This window comes from Sphingobium sp. (genome assembly GCF_032153725.1).
Taxonomy (GTDB): domain Bacteria; phylum Pseudomonadota; class Alphaproteobacteria; order Sphingomonadales; family Sphingomonadaceae; genus Sphingobium.
On record NZ_JALDYQ010000086.1, the window covers coordinates 1 to 18,555 of the forward strand.

Consider the following 18,555-nt stretch of genomic DNA (forward strand, 5'->3'; position numbering starts at 1 on the left):
CCGGGGTGACGAGGAATAATCGTCCACAAATGGCCAGCATCCGCCAACTTGCACACAAAGAAAAAGGGCGCCACCTCCCGGCAGCGCCCTCTTCAACCTTCAGGCCCCCGCAGGCGAAGGATCGCCGAACGGCCCCTTCCTCCGCCGCGTCTTGGGGATGGAGGAGCCCGCCGCCGGGATCACCGAAGGCTTGATCGTCGTGCCATCGTCGCGGGTGATCTCACCCTTGTCGAGCAGCGTCTTGATCTCTTCGCCGGACAGCGTCTCATATTCCAGCATCGCATTGGCCAGCAGATGCAACTGGTCCTCATGGCCCTTCAGCACTTCCTGCGCCCGGGCATAGCCCTGCTCGACCAGCCCGCGAATTTCCTTGTCGATCAGCTTCGCCGTCTCGTCCGACATATGGACGCGCTGGCTCTGCGAGTAACCGAGGAAGGTTTCGCCCTGCTGCTCCTCATATTGCAGCGGACCCAGCTTGTCGGACATGCCCCACTGGGTGACCATGTCGCGCGCCAGCTTGGTCGCGTACTGGATATCGCCCGAAGCACCGCTCGACACCTTGTCATAGCCGAAGATGATTTCCTCGGCGACGCGCCCACCCATGGCGACGGCCATGTTCGCGTGCATCTTGTCGCGATGATAGCTGTAGCTGTCCCGCTCCGGCAGGCGCATCACCATGCCCAGCGCGCGGCCGCGCGGGATGATCGTCGCCTTGTGGATCGGGTCGGACGCCGGTTCATGGACCGCGACGATGGCATGGCCCGCCTCATGATAGGCGGTCATCTTCTTCTCATCGTCGGTCATGACCATGGAGCGGCGCTCGCTGCCCATCATGACCTTGTCCTTGGCCGCCTCGAACTCGTCCATCGCGACCAGACGCTTGCCGCGACGGGCAGCCATCAGCGCCGCCTCGTTGACGAGGTTGGCGAGGTCGGCGCCGGAGAAACCGGGCGTCCCACGCGCGATGGTGCGCGGATTGACGTCCGGCGCCAGCGGCACCTTCTTCATATGCACGGCCAGAATCTTCTCGCGCCCCTCGATATCCGGGCGCGGCACCACGACCTGACGGTCGAAGCGGCCCGGCCGCAGCAGCGCAGGGTCCAGCACGTCGGGGCGGTTGGTCGCCGCGACGATGATGATGCCCTCATTCGCCTCAAAGCCGTCCATCTCGACCAGCAACTGGTTCAGCGTCTGCTCGCGCTCGTCATTGCCGTTGCCGAGGCCCGCGCCGCGATGACGGCCGACCGCGTCGATTTCGTCGATGAAGACGATGCAGGGCGCGTTCTTCTTGGCCTGCTCGAACATGTCGCGGACACGGCTCGCGCCGACGCCGACGAACATCTCGACAAAGTCGGAACCCGAAATGGTGAAGAAAGGCACGCCCGCCTCCCCCGCGATCGCGCGGGCGAGCAGCGTCTTGCCGGTGCCGGGCGAACCGACCAGCAGCGCCCCCTTGGGAATCTTGCCGCCCAGCCGCGCAAATTTGGTGGGGTCCTTCAGGAACTCAACGATCTCCTGAAGCTCCTCGCGCGCCTCATCGATACCCGCGACGTCATCAAACGTCACCTTGCCATGCTTTTCGGTCAGCAGCTTGGCCTTGGACTTGCCAAAGCCCATGGCCCCGCCCGCGCCGCCGCCCTTCTGCATCTGGCGCAGCACGAAGAAGGCAATGCCCAGGATCAGCAGGAACGGCAGCGACTGGTAGATCAGGATCATCCAGAAGCTCGGCTGTTCCTCCGCCTGGCCCGAATATTTGACGTTATAATCGTCCAGCAGGCCGGTCAGGCCCGGATCGTTCACGGGCACGGTGCTGAACTTCTGCCCGCTCGACAGCGTGCCGGAAATCCGGTCGGTGGCGATGGCGACGTCCTTGACCTGCCCTTCCTGCACCTTGGCGCGGAATTCGGAATAAGCGATGCCGGTCCCGGCGCTCGTCGCCGTGCGGCTGTCGAACATCGAGACGAAGAGCAGCAGGGCGACAATCACCCCAGCCCAAATCATCGCGCTCTTGATCCAGGGATTACCCTGCGGGTCCTTCTCGTCGTTCATTCACCACTCTCTTTCACCCGGCAAGATAGGATGCCGCAGCAAAATCGCAAGCATGCGTCGCAGCCCCGATCAGCCCCCGACAAATTGCGACAGGGCGATATAGGCCAGGATCACCGCGATCCCCGCCGACAGGCCACAGAGCATATAGCCCGTATAAAGCAGCATCGGCGGATGGGGCCGTTCCATCCTGCGATTACGCTGTGCCGCCGAAAGAATGACACTGGCCAGCAGACCATAAGTCAGTGCCGCAAATTCCACCATGAATCGAAAATTCCCACGCTCAACTTGACTTCATTAACCAGCATAGGCGTTAAGGAAAGGTCATTGCGCGCGCCCAAATCGACGGATTGTGGGAGTAGCGCGGCGGGCCGTGGAACCTTTCCGTAACGATCCCTCACTGCCACCGCCGCTGCGGCGCGACCTTCAGGGTCCAGCGTTCCCCGCCCTTCAGCACGAGGCGGCCGATGCTCATCTTCTCCCCCCGGCGGGCGGCGGCGATCAACCGGTCGAGCGCCTCCCCGCGCGGTGGCGCTGCCTCCGGCTGCAAGCGCGCGATCATCCGCAGGATCACCCGACGCAGCAGCTCGCGCGGCAGGTCCGTCCGGTCCAGCGCCAGCCCGTCCCCGTCCGGCCGGACATGGCCTGCCTCAATCCCTTCGACCATCCAGTCGAGCGCCTCCTCTGCCTCCGCCAGCGCCGCCGCGCTGCGTCCCGCCGCCGCCGTGTCGATCCAGTCCACCCCGGCCAGCGCTGTGCGCAACGCCGCCCGGTCGAAGCGCGGATCGCTGTTCGACGGATCCTCCGCATGCGGCAACCCCCGTTCCAGCGCATAGTCCAGCAACTCCGCCTTGCGCATCCCCAGCAAAGGCCGCAGCACCACGCCCTGCCGCGCCCGCACGCCCGCCAGCCCGCCAACCCCGGCGCCCCGGTTGAGCCGCATCAGCAGCGTTTCCACCTGGTCATCGGCATGATGCGCGGTCAGCAGCCAGTCCAGCCCGCGCGCCGCGCGCCATTCCTCCAGCAAGGCATAGCGCTGCGCCCGTGCCCAGCTTTGCACATTGCCCCGCACCGCGCCCTGCGGATGCAGCGTCACATGCGCAATACCGGCATCCCCGCACCAGTCCGCGACCATCGCGGCTTCGGCCGCCGAAGCCGCGCGCAAGCCATGATCGACCGTCGCTGCCTCGACCCGTCCCGGAAAGGCCCGCGCCGCCAGATCGAGCAAGGCCATGCTGTCCGGCCCACCCGACACCGCCACGCCGAAACGGGCACCGGCGGCATCCTCCACCAGCGCCGCGATCGCCTGCCTCAACCGCGCTTCAAGATCACCGCCAGCCATGCGGGCGTCAGGCGGTACATCTGGCCCTGGCCCGGCCCTTGTCCATCATGCCGCGCAGCCCGGTCGACAGGCTGCCGCCATAGACCTGCTCCAGCTCAGCATAGACCTTGCACGCATCGGCCGGTTTCTTGAGCTGAATCAGCGCCTCGCCCAGATAGGCCAGACTGTCCGCCGCGCGATCGCCCTTCGGCCGCTTCTGATAATTTTCATAGAAAGCCACCGACGCCAGCGCAGGCTTGCCATCGTCCAGATAGGCACGGCCCAGCAGATTGGCCGCCTTGCTCGCGACCGGGGTCGAGCCATATTTGTCGACCGTCGCCTTCAGCTGCGCCTGCGCCTCGGGAAAGAATTTCGCGCCCCACAGGCGGAAGCCATAGGTATAGGCGTCGTCCGCCTCATTGCCGGTCGAGGGCCGTTCGATCGCGGCGACGGCGGTCTTGCGCTCCTCGCTCGCTCCATTGGCGGCGGGCCGTGACGGCGCAGGAGCGGCCGATGCGGAAGGGCCGATGGCAGGCGGCGGCACCACGGCGGGCGCGGCGCGGCTTTCCTGCTCCGCCTTGTAGCGGTTGAAGGCATCCTCCAGCTGCTTCAGTTTAAAGCCGTTTTCCTCAACCTGCCCGGTGATCGAGGCAAGCTGCGATTCCAGCGCATTGACCCGCGCAGTCAGGTCAGCGACCGGCGTGGAAGATGGCGACCCGGGCACCACCGCGGGCGCGGCCGGACGCGTGATCTCCGCCTCCAACGGCGCGCCGGCGGGAAACACCTTGCGCTGCACTGCGCGCATTTCCTTTTCCAGCCGATCGACCCGCACATCGACACTGACATTCTGGGCCGCGCTGGGCGGCGCGAGCGCGATCAGCGCCAGTGCTGCCGTCGCGAAAAGAGCGTTACGCATGATGATCCCCGACTTGAAATGCGGCTTAACCATAGGGCGATTATCCACCCGGTAAAGCGTGACTTTGCTGCAATTTCCGCTGAATCCGTCCTGAACGGATCAATCGCTTGCGGCAGGAGCCTGAGCGGGCGCGACCGGCGCAGGCGTTACCGGCACGGCAGGAGCCGGCGCCACGGCGGGAGCAGGCGCAGGCGCGGCCTGACCCGCCGCCGTTCCCGCCGCCGCGGGCGCAACCCGCGCCAACAGCGCCTCGGCATTGACCGGCACGTCGGATATGGTGCGATCCGGCGGCCCCAGCGGCGCGATCGGCTTGCCGCCGACCGTCACGGTCAGCGCCTGCGGCCGCCCGGTCAGGATCATCGGATTGCGGGCATTGGGGGGCAGCGTGAAACTCTCCCCCTTCTTCATAAGGCCATCCTTCAGCCGCTCGCCTGCCTCGTCATAGATGCGCAGCCACACATCGTCATTGGCGGTGAACAGCACGGCCTGCGCCACCGGGGTCGCCGGACGCGCGCCCACCGCCGGTTTCGCCGCGGTCGGCACGGGCGTCGCCTGCTGCGCGGCGATCTCCTCGCCCGTCGGCGGGGTCATCACCTGCGTCCGCCAGACGGCAAAGCCCGCCACCAGGATCACCACGATCGCCGCCGCCGTCCAGGCGAGCGCGCGCGACGGCACCCGCGCCGGGTCGGCCGGTTCGAACGCCTCATAGCGGCTGCTGCCCAATTCCGAATTATGCACGGCGTTGCGCACGTCGGCGGCAATCGCCACCTCATCCACATCGATGGCGCGCGCATAGGCACGGGCAAAGCCCACCGCATAGGGAATGCCGGGCAGAGCGGCATAATCGTCGCGTTCGATCGCCTCCAGCTGGCGCTGGGCGATGCGCGTCCGGGTGGCGACATCCTGTATCGACAGCCCCTGCGCCTCCCGCGCGGCGCGCAGCCGCGCGCCGGGAGTGCCTGGCCGCTCCGACGCCGCGACGCCGGGTTCCTGTTCAGCTTCTTCTGCCATGCTGCTCCGCGATCTTTGAAGGCCGGCCTTGTCTCATTGCGGGACAGGGATTGTCAACGCCACACCGGCCCGATCCAGCCCGAAGCGCCTCAACAATCCCTTTAACTCAATTCAATAGCATGTTCACCGGCCCAGTCGACCAGCGCCGAACGAATATCGACGACACCCCTGTCCAGCAGGTCGCGCATGACCGCACGCAGCTCCGCCGCGTCGATGGACCGGATCATCGCCTTGACCGGCCCGACCGACGCCGGAGTGATCGACAGGCGCCGCACCCCCAGCCCCACCAGCGCCATCGCCTCCAGCGTGCGCCCGCCCATTTCGCCGCACACGCCCACGGGCACCTCATGCGCCTCGCACGCCCGCACCACCCGGTCCAGGAAGCGCAGGATCGCAATGCTCAGCCAGTCGTAACGCTCCGCCAGCCGGGGATGCGCGCGGTCGGCCGCAAACAGGAACTGCGTCAGGTCATTGGTGCCGATCGACAGAAAATCGATCCTGGGCAACAGCAGGTCCAATACCTCCGCCAGCGCCGGCACTTCCAGCATCGCGCCATAGCGCACCGCCACCGGCAGCTTCTTCTTTTGCGACAACAGCCATTCGCGCTGATGCTCGACCAGCGCGCGCGCCTCTTCATATTCCCATGGCTCCGACACCATCGGGAACATCACATGCAGCACCTTGCCCGCCGCCGCCTCCAGCAGCGCGCGGGCCTGCGCCTTCATCAACCCGTCACGATCCAGCGCCAGCCGCAACGCGCGCCAGCCCATCGCCGGATTGTCCTCCAGCTCCTCATCATCGTCGCGCGTCATATAGGGCAGCGCCTTGTCGCCGCCGATATCGACGGTGCGGAAGATCACGGGCCGGTCCCCCGCCGCATCCAGCACGTCGCGATAGAGCCGCTGCTGTTTCTCCCGCTGCGGCAGGGTCGCGGACACGAGAAACTGGAATTCGGTCCGGAACAGCCCGATCCCGTCCGCGCCGACGATGTCGAGCGACTGCGCATCCTCGCGAAGCCCCGCATTCACCATCAACTCGATCCGCTGACCGTCGGTGGTGACGGAGGGCAGATCGCGCATCGCCACGAATTCGGCGCGGCGCTTCTGCGTCACATGCAGCTTGTTCTCGAACGCCTCATCCATGTCCGGCGTCGGCCGGATCAGCAGCGAGTTGGCGGCGACGTCCATCAGGATCAGCTCGCCCTCATTCACCTGATGCCGGATATCGCGCACGCGGCCCAGCACCGGCACGCCCATGGCGCGCGCGACGATGGTGACATGGGCGGTCAGCGATCCTTCTTCCAATATGACGCCCTTCAACCGCCGCCGGTCATATTCCAGCAGTTCCGCCGGTCCCAGATTGCGCGCGATGAGGATGGCGTCCTGGCGCAAGCCAAGCTGCGCCGCCGTCCCCAACTGCCCCGACACGATGCGCAGCAGCCGATTCGCCATATCCTCCAGATCGTGCATGCGGTCCTGGAGCAGCGGATCATCGATCTGCCGCATCCGCATCCGGGTGCGCTGCTGCACGCGTTCGATCGCGGCCTCTGCGGTCAGGCCGCTATCGATCGCCTCGTTGATGCGCCTGATCCATCCTTCGTCATAGGCGAACATCTTGTAGGTTTCCAAAACCTCCTGATGCTCGCCCTCCGTGCCGAACTCCGCCGTGCCGGTCATGCGGTCGATCTGCTCGCGCATCTTGGTGAAGGCGGAAATGACGCGCTGCCGCTCGGCCTCCGTATCCTCCGCCACGGTATGCTCGATATGGACGCGCGGCTGGTGGAACACCGCATGGCCGCGCGCCATGCCCATGACGAGCTGCAATCCGTGCAGGATCGACGTGCCGGTATCCTGCACCCGCGAATCCGCCGGGCCGTCATCGGCCAGCTCAGCATTCGCGATGAGTTCGGACATCACCATCGCCACGGTCTGAAGTGCCTCGATTTCGACTTCCTCATAGCGGCGCGGCTCCACATGCTGCACACACAGGACGCCGATGGCCCGTTCCCGCCGTACGATCGGCACGCCGGCAAAGCTGTGGAACAGTTCTTCCCCGGTTTCCGGACGATAGGCGTAATCGGGATGCGCTGCGGCTTCATCCAGGTTCAACGTCTCGACATTGGCGGCGATCGTGCCGACCAGCCCTTCGCCCATCGCCATGCGGGTGACGTGCACCGCCTCCTGCTTCAGCCCGCGCGTGGCGAACAGTTCCAGCACCCCTTCGCGCACCAGATAGATGGAGCAGACCTCGCTCGACAGGGATTCGCCGATGATCTCGACCACCTTGTTCAGCTTCGCCTGCGCACTGGTGCGCGCGGCCATGACCTCCTGCAAGCGGATGAGGATCTGGCGGGCGGCGGCGGCGGGCGTACTGGGCATGACCCAAGCGCTATCAGATCGCCCCCCCGCTTTCCAAGGCGAATATGCGCGGTTACGGTGGATTTTGCACGCATGGCCATGGCGGAACAGGCCGTCCTTTTCGTCTACCCCGATGCAAGCTGTGCAGTTGGTGGAACCACAAGGGGAACAGACATGACCATGATCTTGGAAAAGGACGCCCGCGAAGACCTGCTGGACCGGGGCTATTCCCGTCGCACGATCGGCAGGATTTCGGCGCTGATGGCGGCTGGTGCCGCCGCCAATTCGCTGCTGATCCAGCCCGCTTCGGCACAGCAGCAGGCCGCGCGCGGCATTGCCGGGGCGGTGCGCATCGGTTCCAACGAATGCTGGACCGGCCCGTTCGAACCCGGCGTGCAGGCCGCCGCGAAGGCCGCCGCGCTGGGCAACTGGTATGATCCCGACAATTACAGGGGCGACCTGATCGCCACCGTCGCCCGGGTCGAGGGCATCCCGGAATCGCACGTCATGCTCTGGCCCGGCTCGGGCGGCCCGCTGGTCAGCACGGTCGCGGCCTATTGCTCGCCGACCAAGGGCCTCGTCACCGCCGATCCGACCTTCGAATCGGCCTGGCGCACCGCCGATTATCTGAAGGCCCCGATCGCCAAGGCGCCACAGGCCATCGGCAAGGGCCATGATGTCAAGGGGATGCTGGCCGCCAATCCCAATGCCGGGCTCTATTATATCTGCTCGCCCAACAATCCGACAGGCACCGTCACCCCGCTGGCCGACATCGAATGGCTGCTCGCCAACAAGCCCAAGGATTCGATCCTGCTGGTCGACGAAGCCTATATCCACTTCTCCGAGGCGCAGAGCGCCGCGAAGCTGGTCGCGGGCCGCAACGACCTGATCGTCATGCGGACCTTCTCCAAGCTGTTCGGCATGGCGGGCGTGCGTCTGGGGCTGACCTTCGCGGACCCGGAAATCCAGAAGCGCATCGGTCTTTTCGGCCCCACGGCGGGCGGCCTGTCGATCACGGCAATGGCCTGCGGCAATGCCGTCTATCCGGAGGCCGGCCTCATCAAGGCCCGCCGTCAGGAGATGATCGCCAACCGCGAGGAAACCATCGCCTGGCTGGGCAAGAAGGGCCTCGCCGTTCAGCCCGGCAGTCAGGCGAACATGTTCATGGTCGACTGGAAAAAGCCCGCCAGGGAGATGCAGGCCGCCCTGCTCGCGACACCGGAAAAGGTGCAGATCGGCCGCAACTGGCCGATCTGGCCCACCGTCTCCCGCGTCACCGTGGGGTCAGCCGACGACATGGCGAAGTTCCGCTCCGCCGTGGAGAAAATCACCAAGGCCTGATCCGAATATCACCGATGCTCCGAAGCAGGGCGCCCGGTTCGAACCGGGCGTCCTTTCTTCACGCACTCGCCGCCGAAATCTCGCACAGCGCCTTGAACTGCTCCGCCATCTGGTCCCAGCCCGGATGGAATCCCATCTCCTTGTGCTTCTCCAGCGCCTCGGCGTTCCAATGCCGCGCCGTCCCGATAAACCGCGTCCCCTCCCCCTCTTCAACGAAGCTCCAGATCGCCGTCATGAAGGGCGTCTGCGGAATCCAGCCGGAAGCATAGGCATCGGTCGTCACCACTTTCTCCATCGGCACGACCTCCAGGAAGACGCCCTCCATCGGCCCCGTATCCTCGCCATTGGGACCGAACATGCGCACCGCGCTGCGCCCGCCGGGCCGCAGATCCTCCTCGATCACCTCGGCGCGCCAGGGTTTGGGGCAGAACCATTCTTCCTTCAGGTCCGTCCAGACCTTCCACACAATCTCGCGCGGCGCCGCGATATGGCAGGTCACCGACAGTTCGAACTCGGCGGCGCTCATGGCCGGCCTCCCTCGAAGGCCGCCTTCATCCTGGCGGTGTCCAGTTTCTGCATGGTCATCATCTCCGTCATCATCCGCCGGATGCCGGGCCCATCGCCGGTCTTGTAAAGGTCCATGATCTCCTTCGTCACCAGTTGCCAGGACAGGCCATATTTGTCCTTCAGCCAGCCGCACGGACCCGGCGAACCGCCATCGGCGGTCAAGGCCTCGAAAGTGCGATCGATTTCCGCCTGATCCTTGCACGCGACGGACAGGGACACCGCTTCGGTGAAGCCGAATTTCGGCCCGCCGTTCAGCGCCTGATAACTGTCCCCGAACAGGGTGAATTCGACCATCAGCACATCCCCGCCCTTGAACGGAGCGGGCGTGGGCTGGTCTTCGGGAAAGCGGTTGATGAAATCCACCGACCCGCCGAAGATCGAGACATAGAAGCGCGCGGCTTCCTCGGCCTGCCCATTATACCACAGGCAGGGTGAAATCCTGGACATCCTTCTTCTCCTTATCCCTGGGCCAATTATCCCTGGGCTGAGCGCATGCCCACCAATGCGAACATCGCACCTTGCGGATCGGTCGCCTGGATGATCCACGCTCCGCCCGGCACCTCCATCGGCCCGTTGAGCACGCTCCCGCCGCCCGCCTTCACCTTTTCCGTTGCGGCGTCGATGTCGGGCACGACGAAATAGAACAGCCACACCGGCACCGGCACTTCCTTCGGCAACGCCATGACGCCGCCGCTCATGCTGTTGAAATCCGTGGCTCCATCTTGCGAGAAGAGCTGATAGCTGCCCATCTCGCCCATATCCATGGCCTCGCCCTTCGCCCAGCCGAACTGCCCGGTGTAGAAGGTCAGATCGGCATCGAAATCGCCGCTATACAGTTCATGCCAGCCGACATGCCCGTTCGCCATTGGCGGCGGCGCGTTCATCCCGTCGGGGCTGGACCCATTGAGCAGCATGAACACCGCGCCACCCGGATCGGCCATCACCGCAAAGCGCCCGACGCCGGGGATATCCTCCGGCGGCCGCTTCACGCTGCCGCCCGCCTCTGTCAGCCGCTTCGCATCGGCATCGACATCGGCAGACCCGATATAGCCGCCCCACCACGGCGCCATGCCGCAATCCCTGGCCTCCGCCGGGATCGTCATGATCCCGCCCATCGGCCCGGCACTGCCCGAAATCACCTGATAATCATGACCACCGCCAAAAGCCTGCGCGGTCCAGCCGACGACATCGCCGTAAAAGGCCAGCGCGGACGCCGGATCGCTGGTCATCAGTTCGTACCAGAAGAATTTGCCATTCAGATCGGTCATGGTCGCCTCCCTCAAGCTTTCGCGTCGAGCAGCACTTCAAACCCGCCATAGATCAGCCGCGCACCGGAAAAGGGCATCTCCTCCCCTTCCTTAGGCTGCATCCGGGGATCGTTCATCACCTTTTCGGAACCCGCATCGCGCGTCGCCTTGTCGGGCCATTCAACCCAGGAAAAAACGACCTCCTCGCCCTCCTCCGCGATGACGGCGGTGCGGAAGTCGTTGACCTTGCCCGGCTTGATGTCGTTCGCCCAGCATTCGACGATCCGCAACGCGCCATGTTCGATGAAGATCGGCGCGGCATAGGCTGCGACTTCCCTGTATTTCTCCTTGTTGCCCCTGGGCACCGGAATCACGAAACCGTCCATATAGCTCATGACATCTCTCCTCATGAAAGGCAGAGTTTCAGGCGGTCGCTTCCCTGTTGGCCGCCATTGCCGCTTCGACGTCCATCCACGTCACTTCCCAGATATGGCCATCCAGATCGGCAAAGCTGCGGCCATACATGAAACCATGATCCTGTTGCGGATTGGGTTCCGTCCCGCCCGCCGCCAATGCCTTTCCGGTCGTGACGTCGACCTGCTCGCGGCTCACCTCGCTCAACGCCAGCAGCACCTGCGCGGTTTCATGCGCATCGGGAATCTTGCGCGGCGTGAAACCGGTGAACCGCTCATGCGTCAGCAGCATGACATGGATGCATTCCGAAAAGCTCAGCATCTGCGCGCTGTCGTCGGCGAATTCCTTGTTCCGGACCGCGCCCACCGCCTCGTAAAAAGCGATCGAGGCAGCCAGATCCTTCACCGGCAAATTCACGAAAATCATCTTCGGAGCAGGGGTATCCGCCATCACACATCTCCTTCGATCATCTGTTCTGGCCCTCCGACTCACCGCCTTGAACTTTATGCACCGGCCGGGGCGGGCATGCCTCCCCCTATTCGACCGGCACGAAAGTTTCGCGCATCGGCGTCAGCGGAAAGGTCGGCACTTCGACCCGCACCGGCGCGCCCGTGCCCGGCGTGGACGGCGGCATCGTCGCAGCGCCATTGGGCGCATAGCCTGACGCGATCTCCTTGGGCGGCAGCGGCGGCGGCGGAAGCGGCGTGGGCGACACCACCACCGTCACCGTCCCGCCAAAGCGCGATTCCCACTCCGCCAGCCGCCGCTGATAATCGGCATAGGCCGCGTAAAAATCCTGAAACGGCTTTTCGAGCGCGGTGAGCGCTTCGGGCGCATAGGCGAGCAACTGGCTGGAGGGCATGGCGAGCATCTTCGCGCCAACCTCGATCGCCGCCGGACAGAAGCTTTTCGTCACCGGCGGCAGCGCGAAGAAATTATAGACGACGGTGTTCAGCAGTTCCCGCGACTGGAGGCCACCGGTTCCGTACGCAGCGAGATAATTGCGATCGACCGCCGCATTGGCCTCCCGCAGCGCGCCTTCATGCACATGCAATATCTGGTTATACTGGATGCGCGCCGGTTCATTGACGCCATGGCAGGAAAGCGCCGCGACATTCAACGCCATGCGCACATGCCAGAGCGCCGTATTGGCCGTCACCCCGCGACTGGGGGTCAGATAGCTGCCGTCGGTCGCGACCTCGGGGATGCTCATCCCTGCCACCGCGCCCATGGGCGGCAGCGGCTTGATCGTCGCGACCACCGGCGGCGGAGGCGTGGGGGGCGCCTTCTCGGGCGTGGAACAGCCTGCGATCAGCGCGAACGCCGTAACAGATGCGACCTTGCAAAAACGGCGAACGACGGCACGCGACGGCACCCTGGCATCCCTCCGATCATGGACCCGGACAGAAGAAACTCATGGCAAAGCCAGGCGTTCCTGACGACCGACGCGCGGATCGGCCTGTCCGGAAAGGGATGCGCTTCGTCCTGTTTCAGGCGCGGCGTTCCAATGCCACCGCCGCTTCATCCATCAGCTGCGCGATGATGTCGGCCACGGGCTCCTCCCTGGCGACCATGCCGACCGACTGCCCGGCCATCAGCGAACCGCCCTCGATATCGCCGTCGATCACCGCGCGGCGCAGCGCGCCCGCCCAATAATGCTCGATCTGCAACTGCGCCTCGCCCATGTCGACCGTGCCGCTGTCGAGCAGATTGGCAACCTCGCGCTGCTTGGTGGTAAAGGCGTCCGTGCCCGCATTTTTGAGCGCACGCACCGGGATGACCGGCAGGCGGGGATCGATCTGCACGCTGGCGATCGCATCGCGCGCCGACGCGCGGAAGAAGGCCTTTTTGAAATTCGGATGCGCGATGCTCTCGGTCGCGCAGGCAAAGCGGGTGCCCAGCTGCACGCCCGCCGCGCCCATTTCCAGATAGCCCGCGATCAGCTCGCCCCGACCGATCCCGCCCGCGACGAACACAGGAAGCTGCGAGGCCATTTCCGGCAGGATTTCCTGCGCCAGCACGCTGGTCGACACCGGGCCGATATGGCCACCCGCCTCCATGCCCTCGATCACCAGCGCATCGACGCCCGATCGCGCCAGCTTCTTGGCCAATGCCAGCGCCGGGGCGAAGCAGATCAGCTTCGCGCCACTGGCCTTGATCGCTTCGATGCTGCCCTTGGGCGGCAGGCCGCCGGCCAGGACGACATGGCCGACCTCATGCTTCGCGCAAACGTCGATCAGCTCGAACAGCTGCGGGTGCATGGTGATGAGGTTGACGCCAAAGGGCTTCGACGTCAGCATCTTGGTCGCCGCGATTTCCCTGTCCAGCAGTTCGGGCGTCATCGCCCCACAGGCGATCACGCCGAAGCCGCCCGCATTGGAGATCGCCGCCACCAGATGGCGCTCCGACACCCAGCTCATCGCCCCGCACATGATCGCGACGTCGCAGCCCAGGAATTCCGTGCCGCGAGCCATTAGGGAAGCGAGTTTGGCGTTCGTCATCTTGCAAGCCTCTAGAATCAAATAGCCCCTCCCCTTCAGGGGAGGGGTTGGGGTGGGGCGCTGCCCCAAGCGATACCCTGTGGGAACAAGCCCCACCCCCGCCCCTGAAGAAGAGGGGAGAAAAGGTCAGGCGACCGGCGCGTCCAGGCCATAGGCCGTGTGCAGCACGCGCACAGCCAGTTCCGTCTCATCCTCGTCGATCAGCACGCTGACCTTGATCTCGCTGGTCGATATGGCGAGGATGTTGATCCCGCGATCGGCCAGCGCCTTGAACATGGCCGAGGCCACGCCCGCATGGCTCTTCATGCCGACGCCGACCACGGACACCTTCGCCACCTTCGTATCCGGAATGATCCGGTTGAAGCCGATCACGTCCTTCTGGCTCTCCAGCACGTCCAGCGCCCGCGCCAGATCGGCGCCCGGCACGGTGAAGGTCACGTCCGTCTCGCCCTTGTCGCGGCCGACATTCTGGATGATCATGTCGACGTTGATCGCGGCATCGGCCAGCGGCCCGAAGATGTGCGCCACCGCGCCCGGACGATCCGGCACGCGGGTCAGGGTGATCTTCGCCTCATTCTTGTCATGGGCGATGCCGGTGATGAGCTGACGTTCCATCTTGTCTTCCTTGAGCTTGGCTTCCAGTTCCTCCTCGCTGACGATCAGCGTGCCGGGGAGGTCGTCCTGGGTGGGATCATCGAAGGAGGAAAGCACCTGCACGATCACGCCTTCCTTCATGGCAAGGCCGACGGAGCGGGTCTGGAGCACCTTGGCCCCGACCGAAGCCAGTTCCAGCATTTCCTCATAGGTGACGAGGTCGAGCTTGCGCGCCCGCGCCACGATGCGGGGATCGGTGGTGTAGACGCCGTCGACGTCGGTATAGATGTCGCAGCGATCCGCCTTCAGCGCCGCCGCCACCGCCACGGCAGACGTATCCGACCCGCCACGGCCCAGCGTCGAGATGCGGCCATCCTCCATCATGCCCTGGAAACCGGGGATCACCGCCACGGTGCCCATCCGCATCGACGACAGCAGATCGATCGTGTCGATCTCGCCAATGCGTGCCTTGGCATGGGCTTCGTTGGTGCGGATGGGGAGCTGCCAGCCGAGCCAGCTGCGCGCGTCCACGCCCATGGCCTTGAGCGTCATGGCGAGCAGCCCGCTCGTCACCTGTTCGCCGGACGCAACGACCACGTCATATTCCGCCGGATCGTAAAGCGCGGAGGCTTCCTTGCAGAAACCGACCAGCCGGTCCGTCTCGCCCGCCATGGCGGACACGACGACGGCGACTTCATGGCCCTGCTCGACGACATGCTTGACTCGCGCGGCCACGTTGCGAATTCGCTCCATCCCCGCCATGGAGGTGCCGCCGAATTTCATCACGATGCGCGCCATTTGCCTGTCGAACCCACCTGCTCAAAGAGAAAGAAAATCTCGCCCCAAGGGGGCAAAAACGGCGCCGCTATAGCAGCAGCGGCGAATATGGCAAGCAAAGCGGCAGAGTCGGGGAACCGAGCAGGCAATGCGCGAACTTCACCGCCGCCTCGATGCGGAGGACAAGGCGCACGCGTTCGCGCCGCCGCCGCCGGACACGCAAAAACGACCATGGCGCCTGCGCCCCGACACTGGTAGCAGAGGGCCATGGCGAACAGCGTTTCCAGCACCATCGACCCGCGCGAAGCCGCGCATTTCGGCAGCATGGCCGCCGACTGGTGGGACCCGCAGGGCAGCAGCGCGATGCTGCACAGGCTCAACCCGGTGCGCCTGCGCTATATCAGGGAGGCCATCGACCATCATTGGCCGGGCCACAGCCAGAGCTTCCGCCCCCTTGCCGGCCGACGGGCGCTGGATGTCGGCTGCGGCGCCGGGCTGCTCGCAGAACCGCTGGCGCGCATGGGCGCCCGCTTGACCGCGCTTGACGCAGCGGAGGAAAATATCGCCGTGGCGCGCCGTCATGCCCAGGGGCAGGACCTCTCCATCGACTATCGCGCGACCCCGGTGGAGCAGCTGGCGGAAACCGGCTTCGACCTCGTCACATCGATGGAAGTGATCGAACATGTCACCGATCCCGCCGCCTTCATCGCCGCGCTTGCGGAAAAGCTGGCGCCCACGGGCCTGCTGATCCTCTCGACGCCGAACCGCACGCCCCTCTCCCGCCTTGCCATGATCACCATCGGCGAAAGCATCGGCGGCATCCCCAAGGGCACGCATGACTGGCATAAATTCCTCAATCCGCAGGAACTGACCGGCCTGCTGGAAGCAGCTGGGCTGGAGGTCATCGACAGCACCGGCCTCAGCTTCACGCCCGGCAGGGGCTTTGTCCTCTCGTCCAACAAGGCGATCAACTATCTGCTGACCGCCCGCCGCCGACAGGGATGAAGGCGATGGCGGTCAATCCCCGCATCGCGCAAGCCGTGGACTGGATCGCGCAGGGCCAAGGTCGAAACCGGAAATATGGAAAGCGCTGTACTGCGCCGCCTTCAACCGGCGAGCGGTATTGAAACCGGGGGAACGCAGCGGGGACTGAAAAAACGTTCCGGGACCCAAACACCCCCATGCCGCGCCCCCAAAGCGCGGCATCCCTTCAACTCTCAACTCACCGGCTTTGACACAGCCACCATTGTCGCTGGGGCGTCCTTCGGCGCTCCATCGGCTGGCGTGGCAGGCTGCGTCTTCAGGCTCGCCGCAGCCGACTGAAGCGCAACCGCAGCCGCCTCCAGCGCTGCCGCGGCCGATTGCGGCGTGGTGACTGGCGGCGTTGTCGTTTCGGCCACCGCGACCGGGGCCACCGCATCGCCAGTCGGCGCCGCTGCCTTCCCTGCATCCGCCGCAACCGGGGCCGGCGCCGCGGCAGCGGTGGTCATTTCACACACATCTCCGACGCCCGCGGGCTTTTCCGAGAAATTCCGCGCCAGCACCGGAAGTTCATCCACCCCGGCATTGGTCGCCAGAGTCAGCAAAGTATCGGCCATCTGGCAGAAACCCGCCGACCCCACGCCGTCGGTATGACTATTGGCAAGCCTGGTGATGAAATCATCATAGGCCTTCTGCCCGTCAGCTATGCCATTTTCGCGCATGAAGCGCAGTTTCAAAGCATTATTATATTTATCGGCCAGCCCCATTCTTTCATAGAACTTGTCATATTTGGCCGTTATCTCACTATTGGTCGATCGGCATTTCAGCGATCCCAACATCAGCATGATCTGTAGATCTCTTACTCTCGCCGCCTCTACTTCATAAGGTTGCCAGCACTGCGCCTCCCCCGCAGACGCGGCACCGCCAAAAAAGAGTGCGACAAAACAACAGGCGGCACCCGCCGCCATCCTCAACCTAGACATGATGGACCTCGCAGAATCAGGTCGACCCCGCACTTGAAATCCTACCATTTCGCCACGAAAAAGCCATGTTTTTTAATTTGACAGTGACATTAATGACGCAGTCGAAATCATGGCGGAAAAGGGCGGTTTATGCGGGATTAACCATCCTGGTTTAGCCCTTCTCCCCCCAATTTTTTGCTGTCCTACATTGGGACGACCCCGCTATAACCCGACCGGTTCTTTGACAGGCAAAAATGCCAACAGGAAAATGCACCCGTGGGGGCGCTCGCCCGCCTTTCTATCGTGTCACCTGTGTCACCCAAATCCTATGGGGTGAGAGGATCAGAATCGGGATTATTCCCCGACCGCTTCCGCCCGCGCGATCAGCGCCTTCGCTTCTGCCACATGCATGCTCTCTATCATGCGCCCCTCGAAGCGCTCGGCACCCCCCGTCGCCGCTTCGATCAGCCGCCGCGCGTCGACCACGGCCTGAGGATCGGGACCGAACACCTGATTGGCGACCGGCACCTGGCTCGGATGGATCAGGGTCTTGCCGTCAAAGCCCAGCACATGACCGGCGGCGCATTCGCTTTCGAACCCCGCCTCATCATCCAGCCGGTTGAACACCCCGTCGAACACCGCGATCCGGGCGGCCCGCGCCGCCAATATGACCGACTGAAGCGACAGCGACAGGCCGTCCCGCCCGGCGGAAGGCGGAATCCCCAGATCCTGCCGCAGGTCATTATTCCCCATGAACAGCCCGGCGCAGCCCTCCGCCGCCGCGATCGCCGGCGCAGCAAGGACGCCCATGGCAGATTCGATCATCGCGACCACCGGCTTCTGGCTCACGCTGAACACGTCCTTGATCTGTTTAGGGGTTTCGACCTTGGGCAGCACGACATAATCGGCGGCGGACGCCTTCAGCGCCACCATCTCCCGCCCATGCCAGCGCGTGCCCTCGACATTGATGCGCACCGCCGAAAGCCGCCCGCCGAAACCCTCGCCCACGGCCTCCACCGCATTGCCGAGCGCTTCCTCCTTGCGATCCTCCGGGACGGCATCCTCCAGATCCAGGATCACCATGTCGCAGGACAGGGTCCGCGCCTTGGCAATGGCGCGCGGATTCGACGCGGGCAGGAACAGCAGCGAACGGGCGTGACGCAACAACATGATGAAACTCCTACTGCTTTGCCTTTTCCCATTCATGATTTCGCGCCATAGTCCAAGCGGATTTAGCCCGAGCGGGTTTCTGGGGGGGAAGGCAGCCATGCTGACGACATTCGCGCTGACGGTGACATTTCTGGTGCTGTTCTATCTGGCGGTGAGCGTCAAAGTGGTCCGCCAGGGCTATCAATATACCATAGAACGCTTCGGCCGCTTCACCGAAGTGGCCCGGCCCGGCCTCAATTTCTACCCCGCCTTCTTCTATGCGGTGGGGCGGAAGATCAACATGATGGAGCAGGTGGTCGACATTCCGGGGCAGGAGATCATCACCAAGGACAATGCCATGGTGTCGGTCG

General features: G+C 64.6%; 19 protein-coding genes. 3 read left to right on the forward strand and 16 right to left on the reverse strand.

All coding sequences use genetic code 11. The annotated features are described in order from the left end of the window. Positions 1-99 precede the first annotated feature (99 nt). From ftsH to ptsP, 6 genes are all read right to left on the reverse strand, one after another. Complete coding sequence (ftsH, locus tag RUH75_RS20475) at positions 100-2,049, reverse strand: ATP-dependent zinc metalloprotease FtsH (protein ID WP_313809037.1); 1,950 nt, start codon at positions 2,047-2,049, stop codon at positions 100-102. A 69-nt stretch (positions 2,050-2,118) separates the two neighbouring features. After that, positions 2,119-2,310: a hypothetical protein gene (locus tag RUH75_RS20480; RefSeq protein ID WP_313809038.1), complete on the reverse strand. Its 192-nt coding sequence runs from the start codon at positions 2,308-2,310 to the stop codon at positions 2,119-2,121. A gap of 133 nt (positions 2,311-2,443) precedes the next feature. Further along, on the reverse strand, positions 2,444-3,388 hold the full coding sequence (tilS, locus tag RUH75_RS20485) for a tRNA lysidine(34) synthetase TilS (protein WP_313809039.1): 945 nt from the start codon (positions 3,386-3,388) through the stop codon (positions 2,444-2,446). Positions 3,389-3,395: 7 nt separating this feature from the next. Further along, the gene (locus RUH75_RS20490; protein ID WP_313809040.1) at positions 3,396-4,283 is read right to left on the reverse strand and encodes a hypothetical protein; all 888 of its coding nucleotides are present in this window, start codon (positions 4,281-4,283) and stop codon (positions 3,396-3,398) included. A 99-nt stretch (positions 4,284-4,382) separates the two neighbouring features. Then, positions 4,383-5,294 (reverse strand): helix-turn-helix domain-containing protein, encoded by a 912-nt coding sequence (locus tag RUH75_RS20495; RefSeq protein ID WP_313809041.1) that lies wholly within the window; start codon positions 5,292-5,294, stop codon positions 4,383-4,385. Between the two features lie 101 nt (positions 5,295-5,395). After that, positions 5,396-7,672, reverse strand: a complete 2,277-nt coding sequence (ptsP, locus tag RUH75_RS20500; RefSeq protein WP_313809042.1) for a phosphoenolpyruvate--protein phosphotransferase — start codon at positions 7,670-7,672, stop codon at positions 5,396-5,398. 153 nt (positions 7,673-7,825) lie between these two features. On the opposite strand from ptsP, the gene RUH75_RS20505 reads away from it, so the two are divergent. Further along, positions 7,826-8,992, forward strand: a complete 1,167-nt coding sequence (locus RUH75_RS20505) for a pyridoxal phosphate-dependent aminotransferase (protein WP_313809043.1) — start codon at positions 7,826-7,828, stop codon at positions 8,990-8,992. 58 nt (positions 8,993-9,050) lie between these two features. Here the strand turns inward: RUH75_RS20505 and RUH75_RS20510 are convergent, their stop codons facing one another. From RUH75_RS20510 to RUH75_RS20545, 8 genes are all read right to left on the reverse strand, one after another. Next, a complete protein-coding gene (locus RUH75_RS20510; RefSeq protein ID WP_313809044.1) occupies positions 9,051-9,518 on the reverse strand; it encodes an SRPBCC domain-containing protein in 468 nt (155 codons plus the stop codon). After that, entirely contained in the window at positions 9,515-10,006 is a 492-nt protein-coding gene (locus RUH75_RS20515; RefSeq protein WP_313809045.1) for a VOC family protein, read from the reverse strand. The genes RUH75_RS20510 and RUH75_RS20515 overlap by 4 nt, the downstream gene beginning before the upstream one ends. A gap of 26 nt (positions 10,007-10,032) precedes the next feature. Next, positions 10,033-10,827, reverse strand: a complete 795-nt coding sequence (locus RUH75_RS20520; protein WP_313809046.1) for a VOC family protein — start codon at positions 10,825-10,827, stop codon at positions 10,033-10,035. An 11-nt stretch (positions 10,828-10,838) separates the two neighbouring features. Then, complete coding sequence (locus RUH75_RS20525) at positions 10,839-11,201, reverse strand: DUF1428 domain-containing protein (RefSeq protein ID WP_313809048.1); 363 nt, start codon at positions 11,199-11,201, stop codon at positions 10,839-10,841. A gap of 28 nt (positions 11,202-11,229) precedes the next feature. Further along, positions 11,230-11,670, reverse strand: a complete 441-nt coding sequence (locus tag RUH75_RS20530) for a VOC family protein (protein ID WP_313809049.1) — start codon at positions 11,668-11,670, stop codon at positions 11,230-11,232. Between the two features lie 85 nt (positions 11,671-11,755). After that, positions 11,756-12,595 (reverse strand): hypothetical protein, encoded by an 840-nt coding sequence (locus tag RUH75_RS20535; RefSeq protein ID WP_313809050.1) that lies wholly within the window; start codon positions 12,593-12,595, stop codon positions 11,756-11,758. A 115-nt stretch (positions 12,596-12,710) separates the two neighbouring features. Then, positions 12,711-13,721, reverse strand: coding sequence for a nitronate monooxygenase (locus RUH75_RS20540; protein ID WP_313809051.1), 1,011 nt, complete (start codon positions 13,719-13,721; stop codon positions 12,711-12,713). 126 nt (positions 13,722-13,847) lie between these two features. Then, complete coding sequence (locus tag RUH75_RS20545; RefSeq protein ID WP_313809052.1) at positions 13,848-15,113, reverse strand: aspartate kinase; 1,266 nt, start codon at positions 15,111-15,113, stop codon at positions 13,848-13,850. 246 nt (positions 15,114-15,359) lie between these two features. Between RUH75_RS20545 and ubiG the strand changes: the two genes are divergently transcribed. Further along, complete coding sequence (gene ubiG / locus RUH75_RS20550) at positions 15,360-16,097, forward strand: bifunctional 2-polyprenyl-6-hydroxyphenol methylase/3-demethylubiquinol 3-O-methyltransferase UbiG (protein ID WP_313809053.1); 738 nt, start codon at positions 15,360-15,362, stop codon at positions 16,095-16,097. A 212-nt stretch (positions 16,098-16,309) separates the two neighbouring features. On the opposite strand, the gene RUH75_RS20555 is transcribed toward ubiG, so the two are convergent. Next, on the reverse strand, positions 16,310-16,918 hold the full coding sequence (locus RUH75_RS20555) for a hypothetical protein (protein ID WP_313809054.1): 609 nt from the start codon (positions 16,916-16,918) through the stop codon (positions 16,310-16,312). Between the two features lie 471 nt (positions 16,919-17,389). Then, positions 17,390-18,205, reverse strand: a complete 816-nt coding sequence (locus tag RUH75_RS20560; protein WP_313809056.1) for a CoA ester lyase — start codon at positions 18,203-18,205, stop codon at positions 17,390-17,392. A gap of 97 nt (positions 18,206-18,302) precedes the next feature. Here RUH75_RS20560 and RUH75_RS20565 point away from each other — a divergent pair. Continuing rightward, on the forward strand, positions 18,303-18,555 hold a 253-nt coding region (locus RUH75_RS20565), incomplete at its 3' end, for an SPFH domain-containing protein (protein ID WP_313809057.1).